This window comes from Stella humosa, from assembly GCF_006738645.1.
In the GTDB taxonomy this organism is placed as follows: Bacteria; Pseudomonadota; Alphaproteobacteria; order ATCC43930; family Allostellaceae; genus Allostella; species Allostella humosa.
This window is the reverse complement of record NZ_AP019700.1, coordinates 3,458,964-3,484,885: the sequence shown is the minus strand read 5'-3', so window position 1 is coordinate 3,484,885 and position 25,922 is coordinate 3,458,964. Positions and strand designations below refer to the sequence as shown.

Sequence of the window (25,922 nt, the reverse complement as noted above, 5' to 3'; positions counted from 1 at the left end):
CCTGCCCTACAGCACCGCCAGGTTGTTGCGCCGCAGCAGGCGGTAGACCAGCGCCAGCGGCACCACCGTCACCACGATGAGTACGGTGGCCGCCGCCGCCGCGGCACCCGCGCCCTGGCCCTCCAGCGCGCGGAACATGACGACGGTCATGGTCGACCACGGGCCGCTGTAGAGGACGACGGTCGAGCTCAGCTCCGAGACGATGGTGACCCAGGCCAGCACGGTGCCGCCGACGATGCCGCCCATCATCAGCGGCACGGTCAGGCGGAAGAACGTCCAGCTTGGCGAGCGGCCGAGATTGATCGAGGCTTCCTCCAGCGAAGGGTCGATCTGGTGCAGGATGGCGCTGCCCGAGCGCACGCTGAAGGGCAGCTTGCGCACCAGCCAGGCCAGCACCAGGATCAGCCAGCCGCCGGTCAGCACCAGCCAGCCGCTGTTGAAGGCCAGGATCAGGCCGATGCCCAGCACCGTGCCGGCGACCGCGAAGGGAACCATGGCCAGGACGTCGAGCGCGTGCGATATCGGCGAGCGATAACGCGTCAGCACATAGGCGATGGGGATGCCGATCATCGAGGCGCCGACGGCCGCCACCGTCGCCAGGCCCAGCGTGTTGTAGAGCGGCCGCTGCGAGCGCGCGAAGAGCTGGGTGAAATTGCCGAGGCTGAATTCCGCCTGCATCACCGGCCCGCGGAACTTCATCAGCGAGACGACGACGATGGCGACGAAGGGCAGGATCGCCAGCAGCACGACGCCCCAGACGAAGGTGCTGGCGGCCCAGCGGCCGAGCGGCCCGGTACGCAGGATGGGCGGCGCGCTGCGCGCCACCGTGGCGAAGCGCCGCCGCGCCAGATAGTAGCGCTGCACCAGCAGCGCCACGGCGGCGATGCCGACCAGCATCATGGCGAGCGAGCCCGCCATCGCCGGGTTGGCGCCGACCTCGCCCACGAAGAGCTTGTAGGCCTCGATCGCCAGGATCGGCATGTCCTCGGCCAGGACGAAGGGCACGCCGAAATTCTCCAGCGTCTCGATGAAGACGAGCAGGCCGCCGGCCAGTACCGCCGGCATGATGACCGGCACGGTCACCGTCAGGAACACCCGCCAGCGCGAGGCACCCAGGTTCTGGCCCGCCTCCTCGATCGAGGCATCGACCGCGCGCACGGCCGCGATCGCCGGCAGCAGCACATAGGGGAAGGAGTGCAGGGTGAAGACCAGCACCAGCCCCGGCATGCCATAGATCGTCGTCGTCGGCAGGCCCAGCCCCTGCAGCCACTGGGTGACGATGCCGGCCCGGCCGAACAGCAGCACCCAGGCATAGGCGCCAATGAAGGAGGGCAGCACCAGCGGCAAGGCTGACAGGGCAAGTAGCACCGACCGGCCGGGGATCGCCATGCGCGCCAGCAGGAAGGCCATGGGCAGGCCGATGGCGATGGAGGCCAGGGTCACCAGCCCGCCGATCAGCAGGCTGTTGGTGACGGCCGAGCGATAGTAGCCGGTCGACAGCACCTTCACATAGGCATCGAGGCTGAAATGCGTGCCGGTGGCATCGAGGAAGCTCGACGCCAGCACCTTCCACAAGGGATAGGCCAGAAAGAGGCCGAGGAAGACGAAGGCGAAGGCCGCGACCGTGAGCGGGAAGCCCGACCGCGGCGGGAGCCGCCATTTCATGGCGCGAACACCGTGATGCGGGCGGGGTCGTAGGCGACCGTGACGGCACGGCCGATGGCCGGGGCCACCTGGCCGTCGTCGAGCATGGCGACGCGCAGCGGCGGGCCGTCGCCCAGCCGCACCTCCAGCCGCAGCAGGGCGCCCAGATGTTCGGCCGCCACCAGTTCGCCGGACACGGTATGGCCGGGATGGCCGGCCGCGACCGGCTGCAAGGCCTCCGGCCGCAGCGAGAAGGAAAGGGTGGAACCGACGGCCGCCTCGACCGCCGGCACGCGAAAGCGGCAGCCCTGCACGTCCACCACCAGCAGGTCGCCATCGCGCCCGCCAACGGTGCCGGTCAGGAGGTTGGTGGCGCCCAGGAACTCCGCCACGAAGGGGGTGGCGGGGGTGCGGTAGATGGCGGCCGGCTGCCCCACCTGCTCCAACTGTCCGGCGCGCATGACGGCGATCCGGTCGGAGATGGCCAGCGCCTCCTCCTGGTCGTGGGTGACGTAGACGGCCGTGATGCCCAGCGTCTGCTGGAGGGTGCGGATTTCGCGCCGCATGTCGAGGCGGAGTTGGGCGTCGAGGTTCGACAGCGGCTCGTCCAGCAGCAGCACGTCGGGCTCGATCACGAGCGCGCGGGCGAGTGCGACCCGCTGCAACTGGCCGCCGGAGAGCTGGAAGGGCTGGCGCTCGCCATAGCCGCCCAGATGCACCAGCTCCAGCGCCCGGCCGACGCGGCGGCCGATGTCGGCCGAGGCCACGCCGCGCGCCTTCAGGCCATAGGCGACGTTGCCGGCCACCGTCAGGTTGGGAAAGATGGCGTAGTTCTGGAAGACCATGCCGGTGTTGCGGCGGTGGGCGGGCAGGGTGTCGATGCGCCGCTCGCCGAAATGGATGCTGCCGCCGTCGAGGTCGCAGAAGCCGGCGATCATGCGCAGAAGCGTGGTCTTGCCGCAGCCGGACGGGCCCAGGAGGGTGAAGAGCTCGCCCGGGCGGATGTCGATGGACACCCCGGCCACGGCGCGCACGGCCCCGAATGTCCGCTCGACGCGGGAGATGGTGACGGCGGTCAAGCGAAGGTCCTCTCGGGCGGGGCGGCGGGGGCTCGTGTCATCCCCCGGGGACGGTGCCCCCGGGGGATGATCGGCTAGCGGGTCTGTACGATGACGTCCTTGATCCGCGCCAGCGTCGGCACGCGCTGCTCGGTCCAGCGCGTCTCGTCATAGGGGGCGAGCTTGATCGAGGATAGCTGCGGCATGCCGCCCGGCATCTTCGACAGGTCGATGTCCTGGCGCGCCGGCCGGCGGAAATGCTTGGCCAGGATCATCTCGCGCACGTCCTTGCGGTTGATGTAGTCGACGAACTTCTTGGCGTTCTCGGTGTTGGGGCCACCCTTGATGATGGCGACACCCTCCATCGCCGCGTAGGTGCCCTCGGCCGGGTAGATCACCTTCACCGGCGCGCCGTTGTTGGCCCACAGGTAGCCGGCATACTCCATCGACACGCCCAGCGCATACTCGCCCTGGCCGACGCCCTGGAACACCAGCGACGAGCGGTTCAGCACGCGGGTGTTGCGGAAGAACTCGCCCAGCTTGCCCCAGCCCGGATCGCCGCCGCCCAGCAGGTCGACCATCAGCGTGGCGTTGGTATAGGCCGAGCCGGAGTTGGCCGGGTCGGTGAAGGCGATCTTGCCCTTCAGCTTGGGGTCGAGCAGGTCGGCCCAGGCCTTCGGCCCTTGGTCGGCCGGCATCGCCTTGGTGTTCTGGAGGACGACCAGCAGGTGCAGGTTGTTGCCGATCCACAGGTCGTCGGGGTCGCGGAATTCGGCCGGGATGGCGTCGCGGTGGGCCGAGCGGAAGGCCTGGAAGTAGGATTTGTGCTGCTGCAGCAGCGAACGGCTGACGCCCCACACGATGTCGCCCAGCGGCCGGTCCTTCTCCGCCACCACCCGGCGGAAGACTACGCCCGAGCCGCCGGACACCGGCTGCACCTCGATGCCCGTCTCTTTCTTGAAGGCGTCGAAGACCAGCTCGTCCAGCGTCTGCTCGTTGGCCGAATAGACCACGAGCTGCCCCTGGGCCGAAGCCGCCGCCGGAACCGCGAGCAGGGCGGCCGCGAACGCGGCCCCGCGCCAACCGAATGCCTTTGTCATGGAAGTTCTCCCTGTCGTCGGTACGGCGCTTGCCGCCGCCGGCTCATGCATTGCCTGGCCGGCAGCATAAGGGGAGGGGCGGGAGGCGCGCCAGCGGACATGTCTGGAAATGGGCAGGCGCACGGATGGATGGATTCCGGTCATGGGCGACCTTGGTCCAGCGCAGTCGATGGGCGCGCGGGCGGCTGTCCCTTGCCTCCAACTGCCGCATCCTGGATCGCCTGCGCGGCAATGCGGATTGCCTTCTGGATGCGCGGGTTGGCGTCGTCGCGTCGGCGGGCGATCGCGAGGCGCACGAACGGGCGGATCTCCGGGATCGGGCGGCACACGGTGCCGGGCGGGGTGAGGGTAAGGACGGCATCGGGCAACAGCGCCACGCCATACCCGGCCGCCACCAGCATCGTCACCGACGGCGTGTCGTCGGCCTCCACCCCATACTCCATGGCGATGCCCTCGCGCTTCAGCCGCATCTCCATGCGCTGCTGGAAGCTGGTGCCGAGCACGGTGCCATGGCGCACCCAGCGCAGCCCGGCGAGATCAGCCAGCCGCAGGGACTGGCGGCTGGCGAGCGGGTGCCCGATCGGCATGACGCAGGCGATGCCTTCGCGCCGGATGGTCGTGAAGGCGAGGCTGCCGACCGCGGCGGGCGGACGCAGGAAGCCGATGTCGATGCGCGAGGTGCGCAGCATCTCGAGCTGCTGGCCCGACGCGGCGCGCACGATCTGCACCGGGCAGTCGAGCGCGGTCCGCCAGCGGTCGAGCACCAGCGGCATCAGGGCCTGGGCGGCCGACAGGAAGCCCACGCGCAGCGGCGCCGTGCCGACCGGGTCGCGGCGGCCGGCCGCCAGGATGGCGGCGTCGAGCTGCTCCAGCGATCGTCCACCCTGGTCGCGCAGGATCAGGCCGGCCTCGGTCAGTGCCACCATGCGCGAGGTGCGGTCGAAGAGGACGGCGCCGATCGTCGTTTCCAGGCGGCGGATCCGCCGGCTGAGGACGGGCTGGGCCACGCTCATGCGCTCGGCCGCGCGGCCGAAATGCAGTTCGTCGGCCAAAACCAGGAAGCAGCGCAGGTCGCTCGATAGCCAGTTGGCCGCCAATTGATAGCCTTTCGATCATGGATCGACCGCAATGCGTATTGGACAGTGACCTCGTCCGCAAGCAGCCTTCATGTCAGGTGAGCAACCGATCGACGGCAGGGTGGCGATGGCGGACGACATGGTGGCTGGGATCGAGCAAAGCCGGGCGGATGCCCTGCACGAGGCGGCGGTGGTCTGCGACCTGACGCTGCCCTGGGGCCCCGGATATGCCAACCAGGACCGGGTCCTGTCGCGCTTCCGGGCGAGCGGCATCGACTTCGTGTCGCTGACGGTCGGCCTCGACCGCATGTCGCTGGAGCAGACGATCCGCCACATCGCGGCCGAGCGCGCGCGCTTCGCCAAGCTGGAATCCGAAGGCTATGTGCTGGTCGACACCGTCGACGACATCCTGCGCGCCAAGCGCGAGGGCAAGCTGGCGCTGGGCTTTCACTTCCAGGGATCGAACCCGCTGCAGGGCGACCCCAAGATGGTCGGGCTCTATTACCGGCTCGGCATCCGCCACATGCTGTTCGCCTACAACCAGCGCAACATGGCCGCCGACGGCTGCCACGAGGACAGCGACGTCGGCCTCAGCCGCTTCGGCCATGCCCTGGTGCGCGAGATGAACCGCGTCGGCATGATCATCGACTGCACCCACACCGGCCATCGCTCGACCATGGACATCCTGGAAGCCTCGGCCGACCCGGTGATGTTCTCGCACTCCAACGCCTGGTCGCTCGTCCCGCACGACCGCAACATCAAGGACGATCAGATCCTGGCCTGTGCCGCCAAGGGCGGGCTGATCGGCATCAACGGCGTCGGCCATTTCCTGTCGACCGACATGGTGGCGAGCCCCGAGGCCTTCTTCCGCCACATCGACTACATGGTGACGAAGACCCACTGGCGGCACGTCTGCATCGGCATCGACCATGTCTATTACAGCGAGCAGATGGCCGAGCGCCGGACCGCCAACCCCGACACCTTCCCCCGGGGCTACCCCACCGGCGGCAAGGTCGCCTCCTACGTCATGCCGGAAGACCTGCGCGCGGTAACCCGCCTGATGGTCGACCATGGCTACCCCGACGAAGCCGTCCGCGGCATCCTCGGCCAGAACTTCCTCGACCTTGCCCGGCGGGTCTGGAAGCCGGTCGCCACCGCCTGAATCGAGGAACGCCCAGCATGTCCCGCCCGATCCTCCGCCGGCTGGTCGCCGGCATCGCCATCGCCGCCAGCCTCGGCGGCGCTGCGACTGCCGCGGAACTGAAGGTCGGCTCGCGCGCCGACCCCACGGTCGACCCGCATTTCCTCTATCTCTCGACCAACATGGCCTTCTCCCGGCACATCTTCGATGCGCTGGTGGACAAGGACGGCAAGTCGCAGCGCAAGCCGGGCCTGGCCCTGTCCTGGACGGTGATCGCGCCCACGGTGTGGGAGTTCAAGCTGCGCCCCGGCGTCAAGTTCCACGACGGGTCGGACTTCACGGCCGACGACGTGGTCTTCACCATCGGGCGGGTGACGGCGCTGCCGAACAACCCCAACCCCTACACCAACAACATCCGCCCGATCGTCCGCACCGAAGTGGTCGACCCGCTGACCGTGCGCTTCCACACCGACGCGCCGGCGCCGCAGCTTCCGGGGCTGCTCGGCAACGTCTTCATCGTCTCGCGCAAGGCGGCCGAGGGCGCGCTGCCGCCCGACTTCCGCTCGGGCAAGGCCGCCATCGGCACCGGCGCCTATCGCTTCGAGTCCTACAAGCCGGGCGAGGCGCTGCGCCTGACGCGCAACGACGCGTTCTGGGGGGCCAAGCCCGAGTTCGATAAGCTGACGTTCCGCGTCATCCCCAACGACGCCGCCCGGGTGGCGGCCCTGCTGGCGGGCGATGTCGACGCCATCGACTACGTGCCCTCGACCGAGGTCGCCTCGCTCGGCCGCAACCCCAAGGTCGCGGTCTACACGCAGCCGTCCGACCGGACGATGTATATCGGCCTCGACCTCGGCCGGACGCAGTCGCCCTTCGTGCGCGACGTGGATGGCAAGGAACTGCCGGACAACCCCCTGCGCGACGCGCGCGTCCGCCAGGCGATCTCCATGGCGATCGACCGCAAGGCCTTCGTCGAGCGGGTGATGGAAGGCCTGGCGACGGTCGCCGACCAGCCGGCCCCGCCGCATATCGGCGGCTATAACCCCGACCTGCCGCCCCTGGCCTACAATCCCGAGGGCGCCCGCGCGCTGCTGAAGAAAGCGGGCTATCCGAACGGCTTCCAGATCACTTTCCACTGCCCGCGCGACCGCTGGGTGAACGACGCCAAGCTGTGCCAGGCCGTCGGCCAGATGCTGGCGCGCATCGGCCTGAAGATGCAGGTCGAGACGCTGCCGGGGAACGTGTTCTTTGCCCGCAACTCGCTGACCCGCAACGAGTTCAGCATGTGGCTCGGCGGCTGGGCGCACAGCTCGACCGGCGACACCACGGCCTACTTCACCGCGCACGTGCATACCAACGACCCGGCGCGCGGCCTGGGCTCGATCAACCGCGGCCAGTACTCGAACCCCGCGCTCGATGCCATGATCATGCGCGCGGTGACCGAGCTCGACGACGCCAAGCGCGAGACGCTGCTGCGCCAGACCATGACGGCCGCCATGGCCGAAATGCCCTTCATTCCCCTGCACACCCAGATGACGGCCGTGGCCGCCCGCAAGGGCGTCCTGTTCGAAGCCCGCGCCGACGAGCAGACGACGGCGCTCACCGCCCGCTCGCAGCCCTGAGGCGCCGGAAAGGACCGTTTTCGGTGCGGCCGGAGGCACAACGGCAGTTGTGCTGACGCCCCCTATGGACCCACAATAGGGGTTGGACCTTCCAGGGTCCGGCCCCTTCGGCGCGCCCGCCATTCTGATCGGTCGTCCAGCTAGCGGGGCCGCGACGTCATCTTCGCCATGGTTTCCATCCCCTGCAGGATCGAGCGATGACAGATATAAAATACGCAGCACCCGACACGATCGAGGAGGCGGTGGCCATCCTCGCGGCCGCGAACGGCACGGGTCGGGTGCTTGCCGGGGGAACCGACCTCCTGGTGCAGTTGCGCGCCGGCGTCGCCAAGCCGGGCACGATCGTCGATGTGAAAAAGATCGCCGAGATGACCACCATCACCGAGAGCAACGGCGCCTTTCGCGTCGGCGCCGCGGTATCGGGTGCGGTCATCGGCGAGCATGAGGGCCTCTGCGCCGCCTGGCCGGGCGTCGTCGAGGCGATCAACCTGATTGGGTCGACCCAGGTCCAGGGCCGGGCCTCGCCCGGCGGCAACCTGTGCAACGCCTCGCCCGCCGCCGACAGCGTGCCGGCGATGGTGGCGGCCGGGGCGACCGTGACCATCCAGGGGCCGAACGGCCGCCGCGAGCTGCCGGTCGAGAAAGTGGCGTCCGGCCCGGGCCGGACGACGCTGGAGAAGGGCGAGATCGTCGTCTCCTTCAGCCTGCCGGCGCGGCCCAAGGGCTCGGGTGACGCCTATCTGCGCCTGATCCCGCGCACCGAGATGGACATTGCCGTCGTCGGCTGCGGCGTCAGCCTCACCATGGACGGCGACACCTGCACCGCCGCCCGCGTCGGCCTGGGCGCCGTCGCCCCGGTCGTGATGCTGGTGGAGGACGCAGCCAAGGCGCTCGTCGGCAGCAAGCTCGACGATGCCGCCCTGGAGAAGGCGGCGGAAGCGTGCCGCGCCGCCTGCAAGCCGATCGACGACAAGCGCGGCACCATCGTCTATCGCACCAAGATCGCCGGCGTGCTGCTGAAGCGCGCGACCGCCATCGCAGCCGAACGCGCGCGGAGCATCTGACCCATGTCGAAAATGCATGTCAGCACCACCATCAACGGCGAGCCGGTCGAGTTCCTGGCCGACGGCCGCCAGACGATCCTCGACATCCTGCGCGACCAGCTACAGTTGACCGGCACCAAGGAAGGGTGCGGCTCGGGCGACTGCGGCGCCTGCAGCATCATGGTCAACGACCGGCTGGTCTGCTCCTGCCTGATGCTGGGGGTGGAGGCCGAGGGCAAGTCGATCGAGACGATCGAAGGCATGGCCGTGGGCGAGGAGTTGCATCCGCTCCAGAAGAAGTTCGTCGAGATGGCGGCACTCCAGTGCGGCATCTGCACGCCGGGCTTCCTCGTCGCTTCCCGCGCGCTGCTGGCGCGCAACCCCAATCCCACCGAAACCGAGGTCCGGTACTGGCTCGCCGGCAACCTCTGCCGCTGCACCGGCTACGACAAGATCGTCCGCGCGGTCATGGACGTGGCCACCGAGATGAGGGAGACCGCACGATGAGCGCACGCCCCTACAAGTGGATCGGCACCCGTCCCAACCGTCCGGACGGCGCCGACAAGGTGACCGGTCGCGCCCGCTTTGGCGCCGACTTCTCGCTGCCGGGCCAGTTGCACGGCCGGGTGCTGCGCAGCCCGCATGCGCATGCGATCATCAAGTCGATCGACACCTCGGCCGCGCTGGCACTGCCCGGCGTGAAGGCGGTGGTGACGTCCAAGGACTTCCCCGACCAGCCGAACGTCACGGTTCCGGCCGGCGAGATGCAGGTGAACCTGCGCGACGTCACCCGCAACGTCATGGCACGCGAGAAGGTGCTCTATGACGGCCATGCGGTGGCGGCCGTCGCCGCCACGACCGAGGCGATCGCCAACCAGGCGCTGGCCCTGATCAAGGTCGAGTACGAGGTGCTGCCGCACGTCATCGACGTCGAGGCGGCGATGGCGCCGGGCGCGCCGATCCTGAACGACCAGCTACGCACCGAGGGCATCGACCCCAAGCCCGAGAACCAGACCAACATCGCCAAGCGGATCGACTTCGCCAAGGGTGATGCGGCGGCCGGCTTCGCCAAGGCCGAGGTCATCGTCGAGCGCAAGTTCACGACGGCGCCCGTCCACCAGGGCTACATCGAGCCGCATGCCGCACTCGCCAGTGCCGCCGCCGACGGCCAGGTGCAGGTCTGGTCGACGACCCAGGGCCACTTCCAGGTCCGCGGCTTCTGCTCGCGCCTGCTGAACATCGAGACCTCGCAGATCCGTGTCACGCCGACCGAGATCGGCGGCGGCTTCGGCGGCAAGACGGTCGTCTACCTTGAGCCGGTGGCCATCCGCCTGTCGCAGAAGTCCGGCAAGCCGGTGAAGATGGTGATGACCCGCGAGGAGGTGTTCCGCGCCTCCGGCCCGACCTCGGGCGGCGTGGTCGAGGTGAAGATCGGCGCCATGAAGGACGGCACGATCGTCGCGGCCGAATGCATGGTGGCCCTCCAGGCCGGTGCCTTCCCGGGCTCGCCGGTGGGTCCTGCCTGCATGTGCAGCTTCGCCTGCTACGACATCGCCAACATCAAGGTCGTCGGCTTCGACGTCGTCAGCAACCGCCCCAAGGTCGCAGCCTACCGCGCGCCGGGCGCTCCCATCTCGTGCTGGGGCGTCGAATCGGCGATGGACATGCTGGCCCAGGAACTGGGCATGGACCCGATCGAGCTGCGCCTGAAGAACGCGGCGAAGGAGGGCACCAAGACCCATTACGGCCCGACCTTCAACCGCATCGGCCTGGTCGAGACGTTGCAGGCGGCCAAGGACTCGCCGCACTGGCAGGCGCCGGTGAAGCGGGGCTATGCCCGTGGCATCGCCGCCGGCTTCTGGTTCAACGTCGGCGCCGATTCCAGCGCTGCCGTGCATGTCGGCGAGGATGGCACCGTCACGGTCATCTCCGGCAACCCGGACATCGGCGGCTCGCGTGCCTCGCTCGCCCTGATGGCGGCCGAGGAACTGGGCGTCGACTACAACAAGGTGCGGCCGATCATCGCCGACACGGCCTCGATCGGCTTCAACTTCGTCACCGGCGGCAGCCGCGTCACGTTCGCGACCGGCCTGGCCGTGGTGAACGCGACCAAGGATGCCATCCGCGACCTGAAGATCCGCGCCGCCAAGATCTGGGAAGTCGAGCCCGAGGCGGTGATCTGGGAAGACGGCATGGCCAAGCCCGCCAGCAGCAATGTCGGCGAGTTCGAGCCCCTGTCGCTGGCGGCGCTGGCGGCGATGGCCGGCAAGACCGGCGGCCCGATCAACGGCCATGCGCAGCTTAACGCGCAGGGTGCGGGTCCGGGCTTCGGCGTCCACATCGTCGATCTGGCCGTCGACCCGGAGACGGGGATCGTCACCATCGACCGCTATACCGCGGTCCAGGATGTCGGCACGGCCATCCATCCGAGCTACGTCGAGGGCCAGCTCCAGGGCGGCGCCGTTCAGGGCATCGGCTGGGCCTTGAACGAGGAATACATCTACAACGCCAAGGGCCGGCTCGATAACGCGGGCTTCCTCGACTATCGCATCCCGGTCGCGTCCGACCTGCCGATGATCGAGACGGTGCTGGTCGAGGTGCCGAACCCGGCCCATCCCTACGGCGTCCGCGGCGTCGGCGAAGTGCCGATCGTGCCGCCGATGGCCGCCGTCGGCAACGCCATCGCGCGCGCCACGGGCGTGCGCTTCGGCGACCTGCCGATGTCGCCGCCGCGCGTCTCGGCGGCACTCGATGCGGCCCGCCCGGCGATGGCCGCGGAGTAGGGGGCCAGGGGAACGAGACAGGGATCGGCGGATGGCGCGGGTCATCCTGACGCGCTCCTTCGCCGATCTCTATGCGAAGGGACAGGTCGAACATGACGTGCCGGGCCTCAGGGTCCGGCACCTCGTGCGCGTCCTCGACGAGCGCTTCCCGGGGATCGGGCGCTATCTCGAGGACGGGGTCGCCGTCGCCATCGACGGCGTCATGCACCAGAACGCCTTCCTGGAGGAAGTGGGCCTCAACAGCGAGGTCTGCTTCATGCCGGCGATCGAGGGCGGCTGAGCAAAGACTCCCGGCGCAGCACTGCACTTGGTAAAAATGGAGGGGTAACGTTACCCTCCCGAGGGCGCGAGTCCTCCGGGGGGAAGCATGGTTGCGAGCACGAACAAGGCGGAGTCGGTAGCGAGGATCGTTCAGGACGCCAATCCTGCCTGCACTGACGTCAGAGTGGTCGATGTGAAGCAGTTCCTGGACGGGGAGCTCTATTCGGTTGCGTTCAAGGAGCCCGACGAGAAAGGCTATTTGAACCGCGTGTATGTGCACGGCAGCAAGATGGATCTCTATCGGAACGACGAACTGCTGCTCAGTATCCTGGGCGCGACTTACTCTCGCAGCATGGTAATGAGCATATTCTCGTCCATCGTTTCGGCCTGCCGGGACGTGCAGTTCATTTCTGGCATCATCGCCCTCGGGATCGCGGCCACGATCGGATACATGACGATCTGGCACAACGGCATGCAGATCCCCGATATCCTGGGGAACGCGTTGACCATTATCCTCGGCTTCTATTTCGGCCGAGCCAGCGCGCGGGAGACGTAGACGCGCGCTGGCGGCCATCACTCCACCGCCCGAAGAGGGCGGTGGACTCGTTTGCTAGAAAATGAAGAACGCGTCGTCGAGGCGGTCGATGTTGTTGACGACGATGGCGTCGCCGGTCGGCATGACCAGCCGGACGCCGGTCGGGATCTTGTGGAACTCGATCGAGAAGGCGAAGTCGGTCAGGTTGTCGAAATCGAACGCGCGCAGGTCGATCTGGTCGACGAACGGCGTGAAGTCGTACAGTGTATCGAACTCGGTGCCGGGTTGGATGACGAACACGTCGCGGCCGGCATCGCCGTAGAGCCAGTCGACGCCCTGATCGCCCGACAGCAGGTCGTCGCTCGACCCGCCATAGAGCGTGTCGTCGCCCACTCCGCCATGCAACTGGTCGGAGCCATCGCCGCCGGCCAGCATGTCACGGCCGGCGCCACCCACCAGATAGTCGAAATCGGCGCCGCCATCGAGGCTGTCGTCGCCATTGTCGCCGGACAGCGTGTCGTTCTGCGTTTCGCCGAACAGCGTGTCGTTGCCGACGCCGCCATAGACGACGTCCCGCCCGGCCCCGGCGCCCACCAGGTCGGCGTCCACATTGCCCGACAGGAAGTCGTCGTCGGGGCCGCCGAACAGCCGGTCGTTGCCGAACTCGCCGAACAGGGTGTCGCGGCCCTCGCTGCCGGCCAACGTGTCGTCGCCGTCCCCGCCCAGCAACAGGTCGGCGCCGTCGCGCCCCTCGACCTGGTCCGCGCCCGGCCCGCCCATCGCGATGTCCGCGCCCGGGCCGGCGTCGATGGTGTCGTTGCCGGCGGCGCCATCCACCAGGTCGTTGCCGCCGAGTGCGGCGAACACGTCGCCTTCGGTCGTACCGAACTGGGTGTCGTTGCCGTCTGTGAGAATCAATAGCGCCACGATCGCCCCCCGCTTGGTTGTCCTGACGCTACGTCACCCCAAGCTGGCACGCATTGCAAAGCCCTTGTTATGGACGGCGGCGGAACTTCGCCGGGACGCCGGCGTTGTGGGGCGGATTCCGCATCGAACCGGGCAGCCGCCCCCCGCGCAGGGATCGCTTCGAGGAGAGCCAGCCATGCGCGACGCCACGCCGCCCCGGACCCCCCTGGCGACGCCACTAAGCCCGGCCCCGCCAGCCCCGCTGGTCACGGCCGGCGCGGTGCTGGTGACGATCGGCGCGCTCTATCTCGGCCGCGACATCTTCATCGCCTTCGCGCTGGCGATCCTGCTGGGCTTCCTGCTGGCGCCGATGGCGACCCGGCTCCGGCGATGGGGCCTGCCGCGCGGCGTGGCGGTGCTGTTTTCGGTCGGTCTCGCCTTCGTGGTGGTGGCCGCCATCACCGTCATCGTCGGCAACGAGCTGTACGTGCTGGCGACCAACATCCCCGACTACCAGCAGACGATCCGCGCCAAGCTGGCCGGCATTCGTGAATCAACGGGCGGGTCCGGCGTCTTCGAGCGGCTGTCGCAGATGGCGAGCCTGCTCGGTCGGGAGTTGGGCGCGGCACCCGTGGCGCCGGGGGCGGACGATGCCGTGGCCGTTGTCATCCAGCCGCCGCCGCCGCAGCCGCTGGCCGTGCTGGAGAATTTCGCGGGCCCGGCCATTGCCGCGATCGCGTCGGCCGGCCTCGTCATCGTCTTTCTGTTCTTCGTCCTGCTGGAGCGCGAGGACCTGCGCGACCGGCTGATCCGCCTGCTGGGCGTGGGCCAGGTGCTGCGCAGCACCCAGGCGCTCGACGAGGCCGGCCGCCGCGTCAGCCGCTACCTGGTGATGCAGCTCATCGTCAATGCCAGCTACGGCGTGCCGATCGGCATCGGCCTCTATCTCATCGGCGTGCCGAACGCGCTGCTGTGGGGCCTGCTGGCGGCCGTCCTGCGCTTCATCCCGTATCTGGGGCCGTTCATCGCCGCACTCTTTCCGATCACCCTGGCGTTCGCCATCGACCCCGGCTGGGGCATGCTGGCCTGGACGGTGGCGCTCTTCCTGGTGCTGGAGGTCGTCAGCAACAACGTGCTGGAGCCGCTGCTCTACGGCTCGTCGACCGGCATCTCTTCGCTGGCGATCATCATGGCGGCGATCTTCTGGGCGACGTTGTGGGGGCCGGTAGGCCTGCTGCTGGCGACCCCGTTGACCGTGTGCATCGTCGTCATCGGCCGCTATGTGCCGCAACTGGAGTTCCTGGGAATCCTGCTGGGCAACGACCCGGTGCTGGCGCCCGAACAGCGCTTCTATCAGCGCCTCGTCGCCGGCAACCACGAGGAGGCGATGGAGGTGGCGGAGGATTATCTGGAGGATTCGACCCCGATCGCCTTCTACCAGGAGGTGGTTCTGCCGGCCCTGCAGATGACCGAGAACGACCATGACGTGCGCCTGGTCGATGCCGACCTGCGGCGGCTGGTGGCCGAGCGGGTGGAGCGCGTGCTGACGGATCTCGACGACGACGGCCTGCTGGCGGTGAAGGCCGAGGATCCCGAAGCCGACGAGCCCGTCGCCGACGCCGCGCCGCGCGGCCGCATCGTCTGCCTGGCGGGTCGTACGCCGCTCGACGCCGTGGCCGCCGGCATGCTGGCGCGCTGGCTCTCCACGGAAGGCCGCGCCGCCGAGGCCGTCGCGGGCTTCGACCCGCGGGCGGGGTCGGCCGGCTTTGGCCAGCCCGGCGCCGGCGACGTGGTGGCACTCTGCTACCTCCAGGCGCGGCCGCAGACCTATGCCCGTTATGTCGGCCGGCGCTTGCGCCGTCTGGCGCCGGAGGTGCGCATCCTGCTGGTGGCCCTCAACAGCGTCGACGACATGGAAGGCATGGACCGCAGCGGCCCGGGCGGGCCGACCGACGGGGTGGTCCTGTCCCTGGCCGCGGCCGTGCAGCAGATCAATGCCTGGAGTCCCGCCGCCGACGCCGAACAGGTTCGGCTGCCGCCGGCCGCCGCGGCATCGTAGCGACGGGGGCCGGCGACTGTCAGCCGAGCGACGCCAGGCCGGCGATGTCGGCCAGTTCGTCGGCGGACTCCGGCCCGCACTCGCGCGGGGCGGCGACGGCGCCCAGCAGCAGCAGGACCATCGCCATCAACGGCGTCGCCTCAAGCGGCACGGGCGCGCCCCTGTTCGACCAGCAGGCGGGCGAGGTGGCGGGCGATCGCCTTCATGCCGAACTTGCCGGCGCGCGCCTCGGCGTCGGGGTTGTAGTTGGTGTTGGTGTTCACGTCGTAGGTCCAGGAGCGTCCCTGGCGGTCGACGATGAATTCGATGCCGGCGACACCGATGTCGTTGGCGGCCAGGAACCGCTCCCAGGCCGGGATCAGCGGATGGGTGAAATTCTCGACGATGCGGAACTTGTCCGACGGCGCGGTGGCGGGGCAGGCGGCGAACGCGTCGGCGCTCGCGGCGTCTGCCGCGTCGATCCGGCACTGGTCGGCCGGGCACAGCTCGAAGCCCTCGCTGGTGTCGACGCGGACGGCGTAGTGGAAGCGGCCGCCGATGAACTCCACCCGGGTGATGAAGGGCTCCGGCGCCTCGATGTAGCGCTGGACCAGCGTGATGCCGTCGATCGGTTCCTCGAAGTCGGCCGACTCCAGATGCTGGTCGACGGCTTCGCGCGACAGCAGCAGCCTTACGCCCAGGCCCTTGCCGGCGCGGTTATGCTTCAGGATGACGGGGTAGCCGATGGCGTCGGCCGCGGCCGCGACGTGCTCGCGCCCGATCACGGCGATGGTGTCCGGCGTGTCGACGCCGAAGCCGGCCAGGGCCTGATACTGCGCCACCTTGCTGACCTCCAGCGCCAGGGCGCGGCTGCCGTTCACGACCGTGCGGCCGTGCCGCTCCAGCCAGGCCAGCACCGCGCCGGCATGTTCGGGCGCATAGCGGTGGCCGCGCGTATGCGATGAAGCGCTCATGCGATTGTAGAACACGCCCTCGGGCGGCGGGCCGCGCAGGTCGACCGCGCCGCGGTCGATGAACCATTCCTCGTAGGGTGCTGCGATCTCGGCAAAGGCCGCGCGCAGCGGCTCCACCCAAGCGTCGTTCTCATGAATCACGAAGATCCGCGCCATCGCCGGCCACCCATCTTGCCTGTCTGATCCCCGCAACATGGCGATGGCGGCGGCGCTGGCCCTAGCGAGGATTTTTCGGGCTCGACCCTAGAAATTCTTGAGGCCGGGCGCCGGTCCGGCGCTGCGGCCGTTGCATATATCGAGTTCGTAGATCAGGAGACATGAGACGCATGCCCACCATCGTCATCACTGGAGCCTCGCGCGGGATCGGATTGGAACTGGCCAAGGCCTATCGCCAGGACGGCGCTACCGTCATCGCCGGCGTCCGCACGCCGGAGGCGTTTCCGCTCCTGGGCTGCCGGCCGTTGAAACTGGATGTCGGCGACGCGGGGTCGGTCGCGGCCTTCGCCCAGGCCCTGAAGGGCGAGCCGGTCGATATTCTGATCAACAATGCCGGCATCATCGGGCCGAAGCGCCAGTCCAGCCACGACATGGACTTCGACGGGTTCCTGGAGACGCTGGCGATCAATACGCTGGGTCCGCTGCGAGTCACCCAGGCGCTGCTGCCGAACCTGCTGCTGGCGTCTGGTGCGCGCGTGGCCGTCATCAGCAGCCGGATGGGATCGCTGAGCTACGCGACGCCCGATCGGATCGCCTACCGCGCCTCGAAGGCGGCCGTGAACAAGGTCGTCCAGTGCCTGGCCACGGATCTCGCCGGCAAGGGCGTGGCCGTGGCGTCGCTCCACCCGGGCTGGGTCCGCACCGACATGGGGGGTGCCGGCGCCGACATCTCGCCGCCGGAGAGCGCCCGCGGGGTCAAGGCGGTCGTCGATCGCCTGACGGTCGCCACCACCGGCCGGTTCTGGAACTACAGCGGCGAGGAACTGCCTTGGTAGGCCGGCTCACTCCGCCGGCGGCACCTGGGTCATCAGCCATTCCTTGAACAGCCGCACCTTGGGCATCAGCGCCTTGGCCTTGGGGTGGACCATGTAGTAGGCGAAGCGGACCGGCAGGGAGAGGTCGAAGGGCTTCACCAGCCGGCCGCTCTCGATGTCGGCGTCCGCGAGCGTCGACTTGGCGAGCGCCACGCCGCGACCGAGGATCGCTGCCTCCAGCACCAGGCTCGCCTGGTTGAAGCGCGGGCCGCGATGGGCGTCGATCCCGGTCAGCCCGGCGGCCTTCACCCACATCGCCCAGGTCGGGCAGGTGTCGTCGCCGTCCGGGCTGTCGTCATGCAGCAGCGTGTGATCGCGCAGCATCTGCGGCCCGGTCAGCGCATTCTCGCAATTCAGCAGCGACGGGCTGCACACGGGATAGACCGTGTCGCGGATCAGCAGCTCGGACTCCAGGTCGGTATAGATGCCGGCGCCGTAGCGGATGGCGAGGTCGACGTCGCCCACCGAGAAATCGGTCAGGCCCATCGAGGCCGAGATGCGAACGTCGATTTCCGGGTTCGCCTGCTGGAAGCCGTCGAGCCGCGGCACCAGCCACTTGGCGGCAAAGGAGGGGGCGACGCTGACGGTCAGCACGCCGTGCTGGCCGACGGCAGCCAGTTCGTCCATCGCCTCCACCAGGCGCTCGAACGCCTCGCGCACGCCGGGCAGGTAGGCCCGGCCACTGTCGGTCAACTGCAGCCCGTTCCGCTCGCGCCGGAAGAGCGTCATGCCGAGGAAGTCCTCCAGCGCCTTCACCTGGTGGCTGACGGCGGCGGGGGTGACGAACAGTTCGCCCGCGGCCCGCGTGAAGCTGCCGTGTCGGGCCGAGGCCTCGAAGGCGCGCAGCGAGTTGAGCGGCGGCAGGCGGCGCCAACGGCTCTGGGCCTTGCTGCTGCGCTCCAGCGCGGAGGGGATGCGTTCTTCGTCCATGGACGGGCCATACATGGTGGGGCGACGGGCGTGAATCAAATTTCTGTATCGGCGCGGATGAGAATGTCTCGTTTGTCGCCTGGGCAGGGCGGGTCTACCTCCACAGGCCCGATCAAGGACCCTGCCGCATGCCCCCATTCGATTTCGCCACCCCGGAGGATGTCGACCGACCGGCATCGGCCGGCCGGTTCGCCTATGACGAGATCGGCTGGATCGCCGACCTTGCCCCCGCGATCGCGCTGCGTCGTGGCGTCGAGCCCGCGGTGCTGAGCGGCGGCGTCATCCTGACCGACGCCCATCGCGACGCCGAGCCGCTGTGGCGGCTGGCCCGCCACCCCCGGCTGACAGCCGCCGCCCGCGCGCTGCTGGGCGGCGATGTCGTGGTGGCGACGACGCTGCTGTGCCTCGACACCGGTTTCCCGGCCGGCTTCGTGGTGCCGGGGGCGGCCCTGGTTACGGTGCATCTCGACCGTCAGCCGTCCAACGACGCACCGGGCGCGCTGCATGGCCGGTTCGGGTCGGTGAAGGCCCGCCTGCTGGACGAGAATGCCCCGGAAGAGCGGTCGGGTCGCACCTTCCGCGTCGTCTATGTGGCCGCGCGCGAGCTGGATCGCTGGCCCCATGCCCGGCGACCGGAGCCGATCGGCGAGGCCGACCTGTGGCCGGCCGCCCACCTGGCGTTCGGGTGAGCGGCGGCATGCGCCACTTTCCCATCTTCCTGGATCTGCATGCCCGCACCGCCCTGATCGTCGGCGACGGCGAGCGCGCCGAGGCCAAGGCGAGCGCCCTGTCGGCGGCCGGTGCCACCATCGTCCGGCATGCCGGCGACACCGTCCCGGACGCGGAGGCCGTCCGCGCCGCGACCGTGGTGTTCATCTGCGTCTTCGACGAAGCCGTCGCGCGCGCCACGGCGGCGCTGGCGATGGCCGAACGCGTGCCGGTGAACGTCGTCGACCGGCCCGACATCTCGACCTTCGTGATGCCCGCCATCGTCGATCGGGGCGACGTGGTGGTGGCCGTCGGCACCGGCGGGGCAGCGCCGGTCCTGGCGCGCCGCATCCGCGCGCGCATCCAGCAGGTGCTGCCCGAGCGGCTGGGCCAGCTCGCATCCTTTGCCAACCGCTTCCGCTCCACCGTCAAGGCCGCCATTCCGGATTTCGACAGCCGCCGCCGGCTGTGGGAGCGGGTGCTGGCCGGCCCGATCGCCGACCAGGTGCTGGCCGGGCGCGAGCCCGAGGCCCATGCCGCGATGGTCGAGGCGATCAACCGGCGCGAGGCGGTGCCGGCCGGCATCGTCCACCTCGTGGGGGCGGGACCGGGCGATCCGGAACTGCTGACCTTGAGGGCGCTGCGCCTGATCGAGGAGGCCGAGGTCATCGTGCATGACGATCTCGTGTCGGCCGAGATCCTGTCGCGCGCGCGGGTCGACGCCACGCGCATCGCGGTCGGCAAGCGCCAGGGCCGCCCGTCGACCCCGCAGGCCGAGATCGAGGCGCTGCTGGTGCAGCATGCCGCGGCCGGCCGCCGCGTCGTCCGTCTCAAGGGCGGGGACCCGTTCGTCTTCGGCCGCGGCGGGGAAGAGGTGGAGGCGCTGCGCGCCGCCGGCATCGCCTTCACCGTCGTGCCAGGGATCACCGCGGCACTCGGGTGCGCGGCAGCGCTCGACCTGCCATTGACCCATCGCGACCATGCCTCGGCGCTGACCCTGGTGACCGGGCAGGGCCGCTTCGGGGTGGGACCGCCGGTGCCGACGGACGCCAACCACACCGTGGCGCTCTACATGGGCAGCCGGGCGGCGGCCGATGTCGCCCAGGACCTCATCGACGGTGGACGGGACCCGGCGACGCCGGTGGCCGTGGTCGAGAACGGGACCCGGCTCGACCAGCGGGTCGCCTTCGGCACGCTGGCCGGCCTCGGGCGGCTGGTGGCCGACGAGCGCGGCGACGGTCCGGCGCTGATCCTGATCGGCGAGACGGTTGCGCTGGCGCGCGGCGCGCCGCCCAGGCATGCGGCGGTTCCCGCCCGGCGCCGCGCGGCAGGTGCGGCATGACCGGGCAGATCGTCACCGCCAACCGCCTGACGGACGGCGTCGTCGTGTTCCTGACGCCGGCCGCCGGCTGGTCGGACGCGGTCGCCGAGGCCGCCCTGTTCGATACCGCCAGCGCGGCCGAAGGCCTCGCCAAGGGGCAGGCCGACGTCGCCCGCCACATCGTGGTCGGCGCCTATCTGGTCGACGCTGAGCCCGGCCCGGCCGGGCCGGTGCCGGTGGAGTTCCGCGAACGCATCCGCGCCAGGGGGCCGACCGTCGGCGTCCGCGGTGCCTTCGACGTCCCAGCCGCCTTCGACGCTCCAGCCGAGGTCTGACCGGCCATGTATCGCTACGATGATTTCGACCGCGCCTTCCTGGAAGAGCGCGTCGCCCAGTTCCGCGACCAGGTGGCGCGCCGCCTAGCGGGCGACCTGAACGAGGACGAGTTCAAGCCGTTGCGGCTGATGAACGGGCTTTATCTGCAGCTCCACGCCTACATGCTGCGGATCGCCATTCCCTACGGCACCCTGTCGTCGCTGCAGATGCGTCGGCTGGCGGAGGTGGCCCAGCGCTGGGACCGCGGGTACGGCCATTTCACGACGCGGCAGAACATCCAGCTCAACTGGATACGGCTGGAGGACGCGCCCGACATCATCGCGGCCCTGGCCGAAGTCGACATGCACGGCATCCAGACATCGGGCAACTGCATCCGCAACGTGACGGCCGACCAGTATGCCGGCGTGGCGGCCGACGAGATCGAGGACCCGCGCATCTGGGCCGAGATCCTGCGGCAATGGTCGACCAACCATCCGGAATTCTCGTTCCTGCCGCGCAAGTTCAAGATCGCGGTGACGGGGGCCGAGCTCGACCGGGCGGCGATCCGCGTGCACGACATCGGCCTGCGCATGTGCCGCGCCCCGGACGGATCGACCGGGTTCGAGGTGGTGGTGGGCGGTGGTCTCGGCCGCACCCCGCTGATCGGCAAGACGATCCGCGACTTCCTGCCCAAGGACGACCTGCTCGGCTATCTGGAAGCGGTGATGCGCGTCTACAACGCGCTCGGCCGCCGCGACAATCTCTACAAGGCGCGGGTCAAGATCCTGGTGCACGACATCGGCGCCGAGCGCATGGCGGCCATGGTGGACGAGGAGTTCCAGGCGATCCAGGCCGAGGGCGGCGTGGCGCTGGACCCGGTGCTGGTCGCCCGCATCCAGGACCATTTCGCCCCGCCGGCCTACGCTCCGGCACCCGAGGGGCCGCCCGAAGTGCTGGCGCTGGAGCGGGCCGATCCCGCCTTCGCCCGCTGGCGCGCGACCAACACGGCCGCCCATCGCGAGCCGGGCTACGTCATCGTCAACCTGTCGCTGAAGCCGCATGGCCGGCCGCCCGGCGACGCGACCTCCGGCGAGATGCGGGCCGTCGCCGACATGGCCGACCGCTGGTCGCTGGGCGAGATCCGGGTGGCGCACGAGCAGAACCTGGTGCTGCCCCATGTTCGCCAGGCCGACCTGCCGGATCTTTGGCGCGCGGCCGCCGCGATCGGCTTCGCCACGCCCAACATCGGTCACCTGACCGACATCATCGCCTGCCCAGGCATGGACTACTGCGCGCTGGCCACGGCCCGCTCGATCCCCATTGCCGAGCGCCTGGCCGACCGGTTCAAGAACCTCGACCGGCTGCACGATATCGGGCCGTTCCGCATCAACATCTCGGGCTGCATCAACGCCTGCGGCCATCACCATGTCGGGCATGTCGGGCTGCTGGGCGTCGACAAGAACGGCGAGGAATTCTACCAGATCACGCTGGGCGGCAGTGCGGAGGAGGACACCGCCATCGGCCGCATCGTCGGCCCGGCGGTCTCGTCGGCCGACGTGGTCGACGCCATCGAGCGGCTGGTCGAGACCTATGTCGACATCCGCGAGGCGGGCGAGACGTTCCTCGAGACCTGCCGCCGCGTCGGCAACGCCCCCTTCAAGGAGAGCATCTATGCCGCTGCTTAGGCAGGGCCGCGCCGTGGCCGACATCTGGACCCATGTGGAAGGCGAGGGCGAACTGCCGACGGACGATGTCGCCGTCACCGTCGATGCCGCCCGCTGGTCGGCCGATCGCGACCGGCTGATCGCGCGCTCCGGCCCGCTTGGCGTCCGGCTCGCCAACAACGACCCCGTCGACCTGCTGGCCGAAGACCTGGGCCAGTTGGCCCTGATCGTCCTGCACTTTCCAAAGTTCTCCGACGGCCGCGCCTACAGCCAGGCCCGCCGCCTGCGCCGCCTGGGCTTCGCGGGCGAACTGCGGGCGACGGGGAATGTGCTGCAGGACCAACTTCTGCTGATGACGCGCGTCGGCTTCGACGGCTTCGTCATGGCCGCCCCCGATGCCGAGCGCCGCTATGAGGCAGCCCTGGCCGCCTACGACCACTTCTACCAGCCGCGGCGGATCGTGGCGGCTTAGGGCCAGCGGGGAGGGGTGGATCCCTACTTCTCGGTATCCACCAGCCCCTTCACGAACCAGTGCTGCATCAGAAGCACGACCAGCACCGGCGGCAGCAGGGCCACCAGGCCGCCGGCCATGGCGACGTTCCAGGCCGGCAGCGGCTCCGGTCCCGGGATCAGGCGGGCGACGCCGACCACGACCGTGGTCATCGACGGATCGGTCGTGATCAAGAGCGGCCACAGGTACTGGTTCCAGCCGAACACGAAGAGGATCACCGCAAGGGCGGCGATGTTGGTGGTCGACAGGGGCAGCAGCACGTCGCGGAAGAAGCGCATGGGGCCGGCGCCGTCGATCTTGGCGGCCTCGGCCAGGTCGTCGGGGATGGTCAGGTAGAATTGTCGAAAGAGGAAGGTCGCCGTCGCCGAGGCGATCAGCGGCAGGGTCAGCCCGGCATAGCTGTCGAGCAGGCTCCATTGCAGGTTGGCGGTGATGCGCCCGCCGAACAGGTCGTCGATGCCGGTCACCGTCAGCAGCCAGGCAAGCGGCGCGAAGGCGTTGGCCGCCACCTCGTAGGTCGGCACGATGCGGACCTCGATCGGCAGCATCAGCGTGACGAAGATGGCCCAGAAGGCCAGCGTCCGGCAGGGGAAGCGGAAATAGGTGATGGCGAAAGCCGACAGCAGGGAGATGGTGATCTTCCCGGCCGCGATCACGGTCGCCATGATGGCGGAATTGATGAGCTGCCGGCCGAACGACCCCCGGTCCCAGGCGGTCGCCATGTTCTCCAGCAGCCGGTCGCCCGGGATGAGCGGCATCGGCACCTGCAGCACCTCCTGGATCGGCAGGCTGGCGCCGACGAAGGCGTAGTAGAGCGGGAAGCCGACGGTGGCGACGCCGAGCAGCAGGAAGATGTGGGCGAACAGCGACAGCAGCCGGTTGTTCTCGATCATCCGTAATGGACCTTGCGCTCGAGGAAGCGGAACTGCAGCACCGTCAGGCTGACGACGATCACCATCAGCACGATCGACTGCGCCGCCGACGAGCCCAGGTCCTGGCCGATGAAGCCGTCGGCGAAGACCTTGTAGACCAGGATGTTGGTGGCCCCGCCAGGCCCGCCATGGGTGACGGCGTGGATGATCCCGAACGTGTCGAAGAAGGCGTAGACGAGGTTGATGACCAGCAGGAAGAAGGTGGTCGGCGTCAGCAGCGGCAGCACGATGGTGCGGAAGCGGTAGAGCGGGCCGGCGCCGTCGATGGCGGCCGCCTCCAGCACCGAGCGCGGGATCGCCTGCAAGCCCGCCAGGAAGAAGACGAAGTTGTAGCTGACCTGCTTCCAGGCGGCCGCCATCACCACCAGCGCCATCGCCTGGTTGGAATTCAGCAGCGGGTTCCAGCCGATGCCGATGCGGGCCAGCGCGAAGGCGACGACGCCATAGATCGGGTGGAACAGGAAGAGCCACAGCACGCCGGCCAGAACTGGCGCCACGGCATAGGGCCAGATGATCAGGCTCTTGTAGACCGCGCGGCCGCGCCGGACATGGTCGACGAAGGCGGCCAGCAGCAGCCCGCTGCCCAGCGACACGATGGCTACGCCGGCACTGAACACCGTCGTCGCCCACAGCGAGGCGTAGTATTCGGGGCTGTTGAACAGACGGCGGAAGTTGTCCAGGCCGACATACTCGAAATGCTGGCCGAACGGGTCGGCCAGGTGGAAGGCCTGGTACACCGCCTGGCCCGCCGGCCAGAAGAAGAACACCAGGATCACCAGAAGCTGCGGCGCCAGCAGCAGCAGCGGCAGTCCGCGGCTGCGGAAGATCACCTTCTTGCCGATCATCGGGAAGTCCTGGTGGCCGGGATGGAGTGGGGAAGGGGGCCGGCCTTCCGGCCCCCCACGCCCGGGATGCTAGCGCTTGCGGTTCTGCTGGGCGAAGCGGGCGAGGATCTCGTTGCCGCGGCGCACCGCGTCATCGAGGCCCTGCTGGGCGGTCTTCTTGTCGCCCCAGATGTTCTCCAGCTCGTCCTCGATGGCGGCGACGTACTGGACGTAGTTGCCCAGGCGCAGCGCCTTGGTGTTGGACGTCGAACCCTCGCGCATCAACTGGAGGATGGCGACCTCCTGGTGCGGGTTTTCCTTGTAGTAGCCCTCCGCCTTGGCCTTCTCGTAGGCGGCCTTGGTGATCGGGATGTAGCCCGTGCCCTTGTGCCACTCCACCTGGCGGTCGGTGCTGGTCAGGAACGAGAGATAGGCAGCGACGCCGGCATAGTCTTCCTTCGGATGGCCGGCCATGGCCCAGATGGAACCGCCGCCGATCAGGCTGTTCTTCGGCGTCACGTCCTTCTCGTGCGGCAGGTAGGAGGCCGCGAAGTTGAACTTGGCTGCCTGCTTGATGCCGGCATGCCCGGCCGAGCTTTCCGTCATCATCGCGCACTTGCCGCTGGCGAATGCGCCGTGCGCGCCCTGCCAGGTCCGGCCGGTGTAGAGGAAGCGGCCGTCCTTGCCCCATTCCTGGAGGCGGGCGATGTGCTGGACAACGCGGGTCTTGTTGAACAGGAACTCGGTCTCGATGCCGGCCATGCCGTTGTCCTGGCTGGCGACGGGCACGTTCTGCAGGAAGCTGTAGTTGTCGATGTTGACCCAGACCTGCCAGGCGGTCGTGTAGCCGCAGTCGAAGCCGGCCTGGCGCAGCTTTGCCGCATAGGTGCCGACATCGTCCCAGGTCTTCGGCGGCTCGGTCAGGCCGGCCTTGTCGAAGGCGTCCTTGTTGTACCAGAAGATCGGGGTGGAAGAGTTGAAGGGCAGGGACAGCAGCTTGCCATCGGGCGTGCGGTAGTAGTCCAGCACGGGCTGCACGAAGCTGGCCCAGTCGACCTTCTGCCCATGGTCCTTCAGCAGGTCCTCGACCGGGTAGATGGCGCCGGAGAGCATCAGGTTCAGGCTGCCGGCGCCGATGCCGACCAGCAGGTGCGGGTGCTTCTTGGCCCGGTAGGCCGCGACCGCCGCGTTGAAGGTCTCGTCGTAGGACCCCTTGAACTGCGGCACGACCTTGTAGTCGCTCTGCGAGCTGTTGAAGTCGTTCGTCATCTTGACGATCAGGTCGCCGATGGCGCCGCCCAGCGGATACCAGAAATTGATCTCCCGCGGGGCGGCACTGGCCTGGGCCACGCCCAGGGCCAGGGTTGCGGCGCCGGCAGCCGCGAGCAGCGTTCGCCTTGCGATCATCTTCGTCTCCGGTTCGAGGGGTGGGAATCGGCCGCGACTGTGGGCGGATCGGGTGAACTTTCGATAACCGCAACATGACAGATTTGTGACTGGACGAA

The 25,922-nt window shown here is 69.1% G+C and carries 24 protein-coding genes; 14 read left to right on the top strand and 10 right to left on the bottom strand.

Going from position 1 to position 25,922, the window contains the following annotated elements:
• Positions 1-6: 6 nt before the first annotated feature.
• From STVA_RS16305 to STVA_RS16290, 4 genes are all read right to left on the bottom strand, one after another.
• Positions 7-1,665: an ABC transporter permease gene (locus STVA_RS16305; protein ID WP_123695091.1), complete on the bottom strand. Its 1,659-nt coding sequence runs from the start codon at positions 1,663-1,665 to the stop codon at positions 7-9.
• Entirely contained in the window at positions 1,662-2,723 is a 1,062-nt protein-coding gene (locus tag STVA_RS16300) for an ABC transporter ATP-binding protein (RefSeq protein ID WP_123695089.1), read from the bottom strand. Before STVA_RS16300 ends, STVA_RS16305 begins: the two co-directional genes overlap by 4 nt.
• Before the next feature lie 74 nt (positions 2,724-2,797).
• Complete coding sequence (locus STVA_RS16295; protein WP_170216717.1) at positions 2,798-3,802, bottom strand: extracellular solute-binding protein; 1,005 nt, start codon at positions 3,800-3,802, stop codon at positions 2,798-2,800.
• A 140-nt stretch (positions 3,803-3,942) separates the two neighbouring features.
• Positions 3,943-4,899, bottom strand: a complete 957-nt coding sequence (locus STVA_RS16290; protein ID WP_123695085.1) for a LysR substrate-binding domain-containing protein — start codon at positions 4,897-4,899, stop codon at positions 3,943-3,945.
• 70 nt (positions 4,900-4,969) lie between these two features.
• Between STVA_RS16290 and STVA_RS16285 the strand changes: the two genes are divergently transcribed.
• From STVA_RS16285 to STVA_RS16255, 7 genes are all read left to right on the top strand, one after another.
• A complete protein-coding gene (locus STVA_RS16285) occupies positions 4,970-6,040 on the top strand; it encodes a dipeptidase (RefSeq protein WP_123695083.1) in 1,071 nt (356 codons plus the stop codon).
• Positions 6,041-6,057: 17 nt separating this feature from the next.
• Positions 6,058-7,641 (top strand): ABC transporter substrate-binding protein, encoded by a 1,584-nt coding sequence (locus STVA_RS16280; RefSeq protein ID WP_123695082.1) that lies wholly within the window; start codon positions 6,058-6,060, stop codon positions 7,639-7,641.
• 197 nt (positions 7,642-7,838) lie between these two features.
• Positions 7,839-8,705 (top strand): FAD binding domain-containing protein, encoded by an 867-nt coding sequence (locus STVA_RS16275; RefSeq protein WP_123695080.1) that lies wholly within the window; start codon positions 7,839-7,841, stop codon positions 8,703-8,705.
• 3 nt (positions 8,706-8,708) lie between these two features.
• Positions 8,709-9,191: a (2Fe-2S)-binding protein gene (locus STVA_RS16270; RefSeq protein WP_123695078.1), complete on the top strand. Its 483-nt coding sequence runs from the start codon at positions 8,709-8,711 to the stop codon at positions 9,189-9,191.
• Positions 9,188-11,467, top strand: a complete 2,280-nt coding sequence (locus STVA_RS16265; protein ID WP_123695076.1) for a xanthine dehydrogenase family protein molybdopterin-binding subunit — start codon at positions 9,188-9,190, stop codon at positions 11,465-11,467. Before STVA_RS16270 ends, STVA_RS16265 begins: the two co-directional genes overlap by 4 nt.
• A gap of 31 nt (positions 11,468-11,498) precedes the next feature.
• Positions 11,499-11,747 (top strand): MoaD/ThiS family protein, encoded by a 249-nt coding sequence (locus STVA_RS16260; protein ID WP_123695074.1) that lies wholly within the window; start codon positions 11,499-11,501, stop codon positions 11,745-11,747.
• Between the two features lie 87 nt (positions 11,748-11,834).
• On the top strand, positions 11,835-12,284 hold the full coding sequence (locus tag STVA_RS16255) for a hypothetical protein (RefSeq protein WP_142235791.1): 450 nt from the start codon (positions 11,835-11,837) through the stop codon (positions 12,282-12,284).
• Positions 12,285-12,338: 54 nt separating this feature from the next.
• Here the strand turns inward: STVA_RS16255 and STVA_RS16250 are convergent, their stop codons facing one another.
• Positions 12,339-13,190: a calcium-binding protein gene (locus tag STVA_RS16250; RefSeq protein WP_142235790.1), complete on the bottom strand. Its 852-nt coding sequence runs from the start codon at positions 13,188-13,190 to the stop codon at positions 12,339-12,341.
• A 175-nt stretch (positions 13,191-13,365) separates the two neighbouring features.
• Between STVA_RS16250 and STVA_RS16245 the strand changes: the two genes are divergently transcribed.
• Positions 13,366-15,228 (top strand): AI-2E family transporter, encoded by a 1,863-nt coding sequence (locus tag STVA_RS16245; RefSeq protein WP_170216715.1) that lies wholly within the window; start codon positions 13,366-13,368, stop codon positions 15,226-15,228.
• A gap of 140 nt (positions 15,229-15,368) precedes the next feature.
• Here STVA_RS16245 and STVA_RS16240 read toward each other — a convergent pair whose 3' ends face one another.
• Positions 15,369-16,337 (bottom strand): ATP-grasp domain-containing protein, encoded by a 969-nt coding sequence (locus STVA_RS16240; protein WP_123695068.1) that lies wholly within the window; start codon positions 16,335-16,337, stop codon positions 15,369-15,371.
• A 161-nt stretch (positions 16,338-16,498) separates the two neighbouring features.
• Here STVA_RS16240 and STVA_RS16235 point away from each other — a divergent pair, with 161 nt between their 5' ends.
• On the top strand, positions 16,499-17,173 hold the full coding sequence (locus STVA_RS16235) for an SDR family oxidoreductase (protein ID WP_245978574.1): 675 nt from the start codon (positions 16,499-16,501) through the stop codon (positions 17,171-17,173).
• 6 nt (positions 17,174-17,179) lie between these two features.
• Here the strand turns inward: STVA_RS16235 and STVA_RS16230 are convergent, their stop codons facing one another.
• Positions 17,180-18,142, bottom strand: coding sequence for a transcriptional regulator GcvA (locus tag STVA_RS16230; protein WP_123695382.1), 963 nt, complete (start codon positions 18,140-18,142; stop codon positions 17,180-17,182).
• Positions 18,143-18,270: 128 nt separating this feature from the next.
• Here STVA_RS16230 and STVA_RS16225 point away from each other — a divergent pair, with 128 nt between their 5' ends.
• From STVA_RS16225 to STVA_RS16205, 5 genes are read left to right on the top strand one after another with little or no spacing between them, the layout of a single operon-like run.
• Complete coding sequence (locus STVA_RS16225) at positions 18,271-18,831, top strand: phytanoyl-CoA dioxygenase family protein (protein ID WP_123695064.1); 561 nt, start codon at positions 18,271-18,273, stop codon at positions 18,829-18,831.
• A gap of 8 nt (positions 18,832-18,839) precedes the next feature.
• Positions 18,840-20,192: a siroheme synthase CysG gene (gene cysG / locus STVA_RS16220; RefSeq protein WP_123695062.1), complete on the top strand. Its 1,353-nt coding sequence runs from the start codon at positions 18,840-18,842 to the stop codon at positions 20,190-20,192.
• Positions 20,189-20,506 carry a DUF2849 domain-containing protein gene (locus STVA_RS16215; protein WP_123695060.1) on the top strand — a complete coding sequence of 106 codons (318 nt, stop codon included), beginning with the start codon at positions 20,189-20,191 and terminating at the stop codon, positions 20,504-20,506. Before cysG ends, STVA_RS16215 begins: the two co-directional genes overlap by 4 nt.
• A 6-nt stretch (positions 20,507-20,512) precedes the next feature.
• A complete protein-coding gene (locus STVA_RS16210; protein WP_123695058.1) occupies positions 20,513-22,171 on the top strand; it encodes a nitrite/sulfite reductase in 1,659 nt (552 codons plus the stop codon).
• Positions 22,158-22,622: a DUF934 domain-containing protein gene (locus STVA_RS16205; RefSeq protein ID WP_123695056.1), complete on the top strand. Its 465-nt coding sequence runs from the start codon at positions 22,158-22,160 to the stop codon at positions 22,620-22,622. Before STVA_RS16210 ends, STVA_RS16205 begins: the two co-directional genes overlap by 14 nt.
• Before the next feature lie 23 nt (positions 22,623-22,645).
• On the opposite strand, the gene STVA_RS16200 is transcribed toward STVA_RS16205, so the two are convergent.
• The 3 genes from STVA_RS16200 to ugpB all read right to left on the bottom strand — a co-directional run bounded on the left by STVA_RS16200 (position 22,646) and on the right by ugpB (position 25,824).
• On the bottom strand, positions 22,646-23,554 hold the full coding sequence (locus tag STVA_RS16200; RefSeq protein ID WP_123695054.1) for an ABC transporter permease subunit: 909 nt from the start codon (positions 23,552-23,554) through the stop codon (positions 22,646-22,648).
• Positions 23,551-24,438 carry a sn-glycerol-3-phosphate ABC transporter permease UgpA gene (gene ugpA, locus STVA_RS16195; protein WP_338069562.1) on the bottom strand — a complete coding sequence of 296 codons (888 nt, stop codon included), beginning with the start codon at positions 24,436-24,438 and terminating at the stop codon, positions 23,551-23,553. The genes STVA_RS16200 and ugpA overlap by 4 nt, the downstream gene beginning before the upstream one ends.
• A gap of 69 nt (positions 24,439-24,507) precedes the next feature.
• Complete coding sequence (gene ugpB / locus STVA_RS16190; protein ID WP_123695052.1) at positions 24,508-25,824, bottom strand: sn-glycerol-3-phosphate ABC transporter substrate-binding protein UgpB; 1,317 nt, start codon at positions 25,822-25,824, stop codon at positions 24,508-24,510.
• Between the last annotated feature and the right edge of the window lie 98 nt (positions 25,825-25,922).

What these genes read in the sequence shown, in the direction of transcription:
- STVA_RS16305 (WP_123695091.1), bottom strand. Translation starts at nt 1,665, where the DNA reads ATGAAATGGCGGCTCCCGCCGCGGTCGGGCTTCCCGCTCACGGTCGCG.
- STVA_RS16295 (WP_170216717.1), bottom strand. Translation starts at nt 3,802, where the DNA reads ATGACAAAGGCATTCGGTTGGCGCGGGGCCGCGTTCGCGGCCGCCCTG.
- STVA_RS16285 (WP_123695083.1), top strand. Translation starts at nt 4,970, where the DNA reads ATGTCAGGTGAGCAACCGATCGACGGCAGGGTGGCGATGGCGGACGAC.
- STVA_RS16280 (WP_123695082.1), top strand. Translation starts at nt 6,058, where the DNA reads ATGTCCCGCCCGATCCTCCGCCGGCTGGTCGCCGGCATCGCCATCGCC.
- STVA_RS16275 (WP_123695080.1), top strand. Translation starts at nt 7,839, where the DNA reads ATGACAGATATAAAATACGCAGCACCCGACACGATCGAGGAGGCGGTG.
- STVA_RS16270 (WP_123695078.1), top strand. Translation starts at nt 8,709, where the DNA reads ATGTCGAAAATGCATGTCAGCACCACCATCAACGGCGAGCCGGTCGAG.
- STVA_RS16265 (WP_123695076.1), top strand. Translation starts at nt 9,188, where the DNA reads ATGAGCGCACGCCCCTACAAGTGGATCGGCACCCGTCCCAACCGTCCG.
- STVA_RS16260 (WP_123695074.1), top strand. Translation starts at nt 11,499, where the DNA reads ATGGCGCGGGTCATCCTGACGCGCTCCTTCGCCGATCTCTATGCGAAG.
- STVA_RS16255 (WP_142235791.1), top strand. Translation starts at nt 11,835, where the DNA reads ATGGTTGCGAGCACGAACAAGGCGGAGTCGGTAGCGAGGATCGTTCAG.
- STVA_RS16245 (WP_170216715.1), top strand. Translation starts at nt 13,366, where the DNA reads ATGCGCGACGCCACGCCGCCCCGGACCCCCCTGGCGACGCCACTAAGC.
- STVA_RS16240 (WP_123695068.1), bottom strand. Translation starts at nt 16,337, where the DNA reads ATGGCGCGGATCTTCGTGATTCATGAGAACGACGCTTGGGTGGAGCCG.
- STVA_RS16235 (WP_245978574.1), top strand. Translation starts at nt 16,499, where the DNA reads ATGAGACGCATGCCCACCATCGTCATCACTGGAGCCTCGCGCGGGATC.
- STVA_RS16230 (WP_123695382.1), bottom strand. Translation starts at nt 18,142, where the DNA reads ATGGACGAAGAACGCATCCCCTCCGCGCTGGAGCGCAGCAGCAAGGCC.
- STVA_RS16225 (WP_123695064.1), top strand. Translation starts at nt 18,271, where the DNA reads ATGCCCCCATTCGATTTCGCCACCCCGGAGGATGTCGACCGACCGGCA.
- cysG (WP_123695062.1), top strand. Translation starts at nt 18,840, where the DNA reads ATGCGCCACTTTCCCATCTTCCTGGATCTGCATGCCCGCACCGCCCTG.
- STVA_RS16215 (WP_123695060.1), top strand. Translation starts at nt 20,189, where the DNA reads ATGACCGGGCAGATCGTCACCGCCAACCGCCTGACGGACGGCGTCGTC.
- STVA_RS16210 (WP_123695058.1), top strand. Translation starts at nt 20,513, where the DNA reads ATGTATCGCTACGATGATTTCGACCGCGCCTTCCTGGAAGAGCGCGTC.
- STVA_RS16205 (WP_123695056.1), top strand. Translation starts at nt 22,158, where the DNA reads ATGCCGCTGCTTAGGCAGGGCCGCGCCGTGGCCGACATCTGGACCCAT.
- STVA_RS16200 (WP_123695054.1), bottom strand. Translation starts at nt 23,554, where the DNA reads ATGATCGAGAACAACCGGCTGCTGTCGCTGTTCGCCCACATCTTCCTG.
- ugpA (WP_338069562.1), bottom strand. Translation starts at nt 24,438, where the DNA reads ATGATCGGCAAGAAGGTGATCTTCCGCAGCCGCGGACTGCCGCTGCTG.
- ugpB (WP_123695052.1), bottom strand. Translation starts at nt 25,824, where the DNA reads ATGATCGCAAGGCGAACGCTGCTCGCGGCTGCCGGCGCCGCAACCCTG.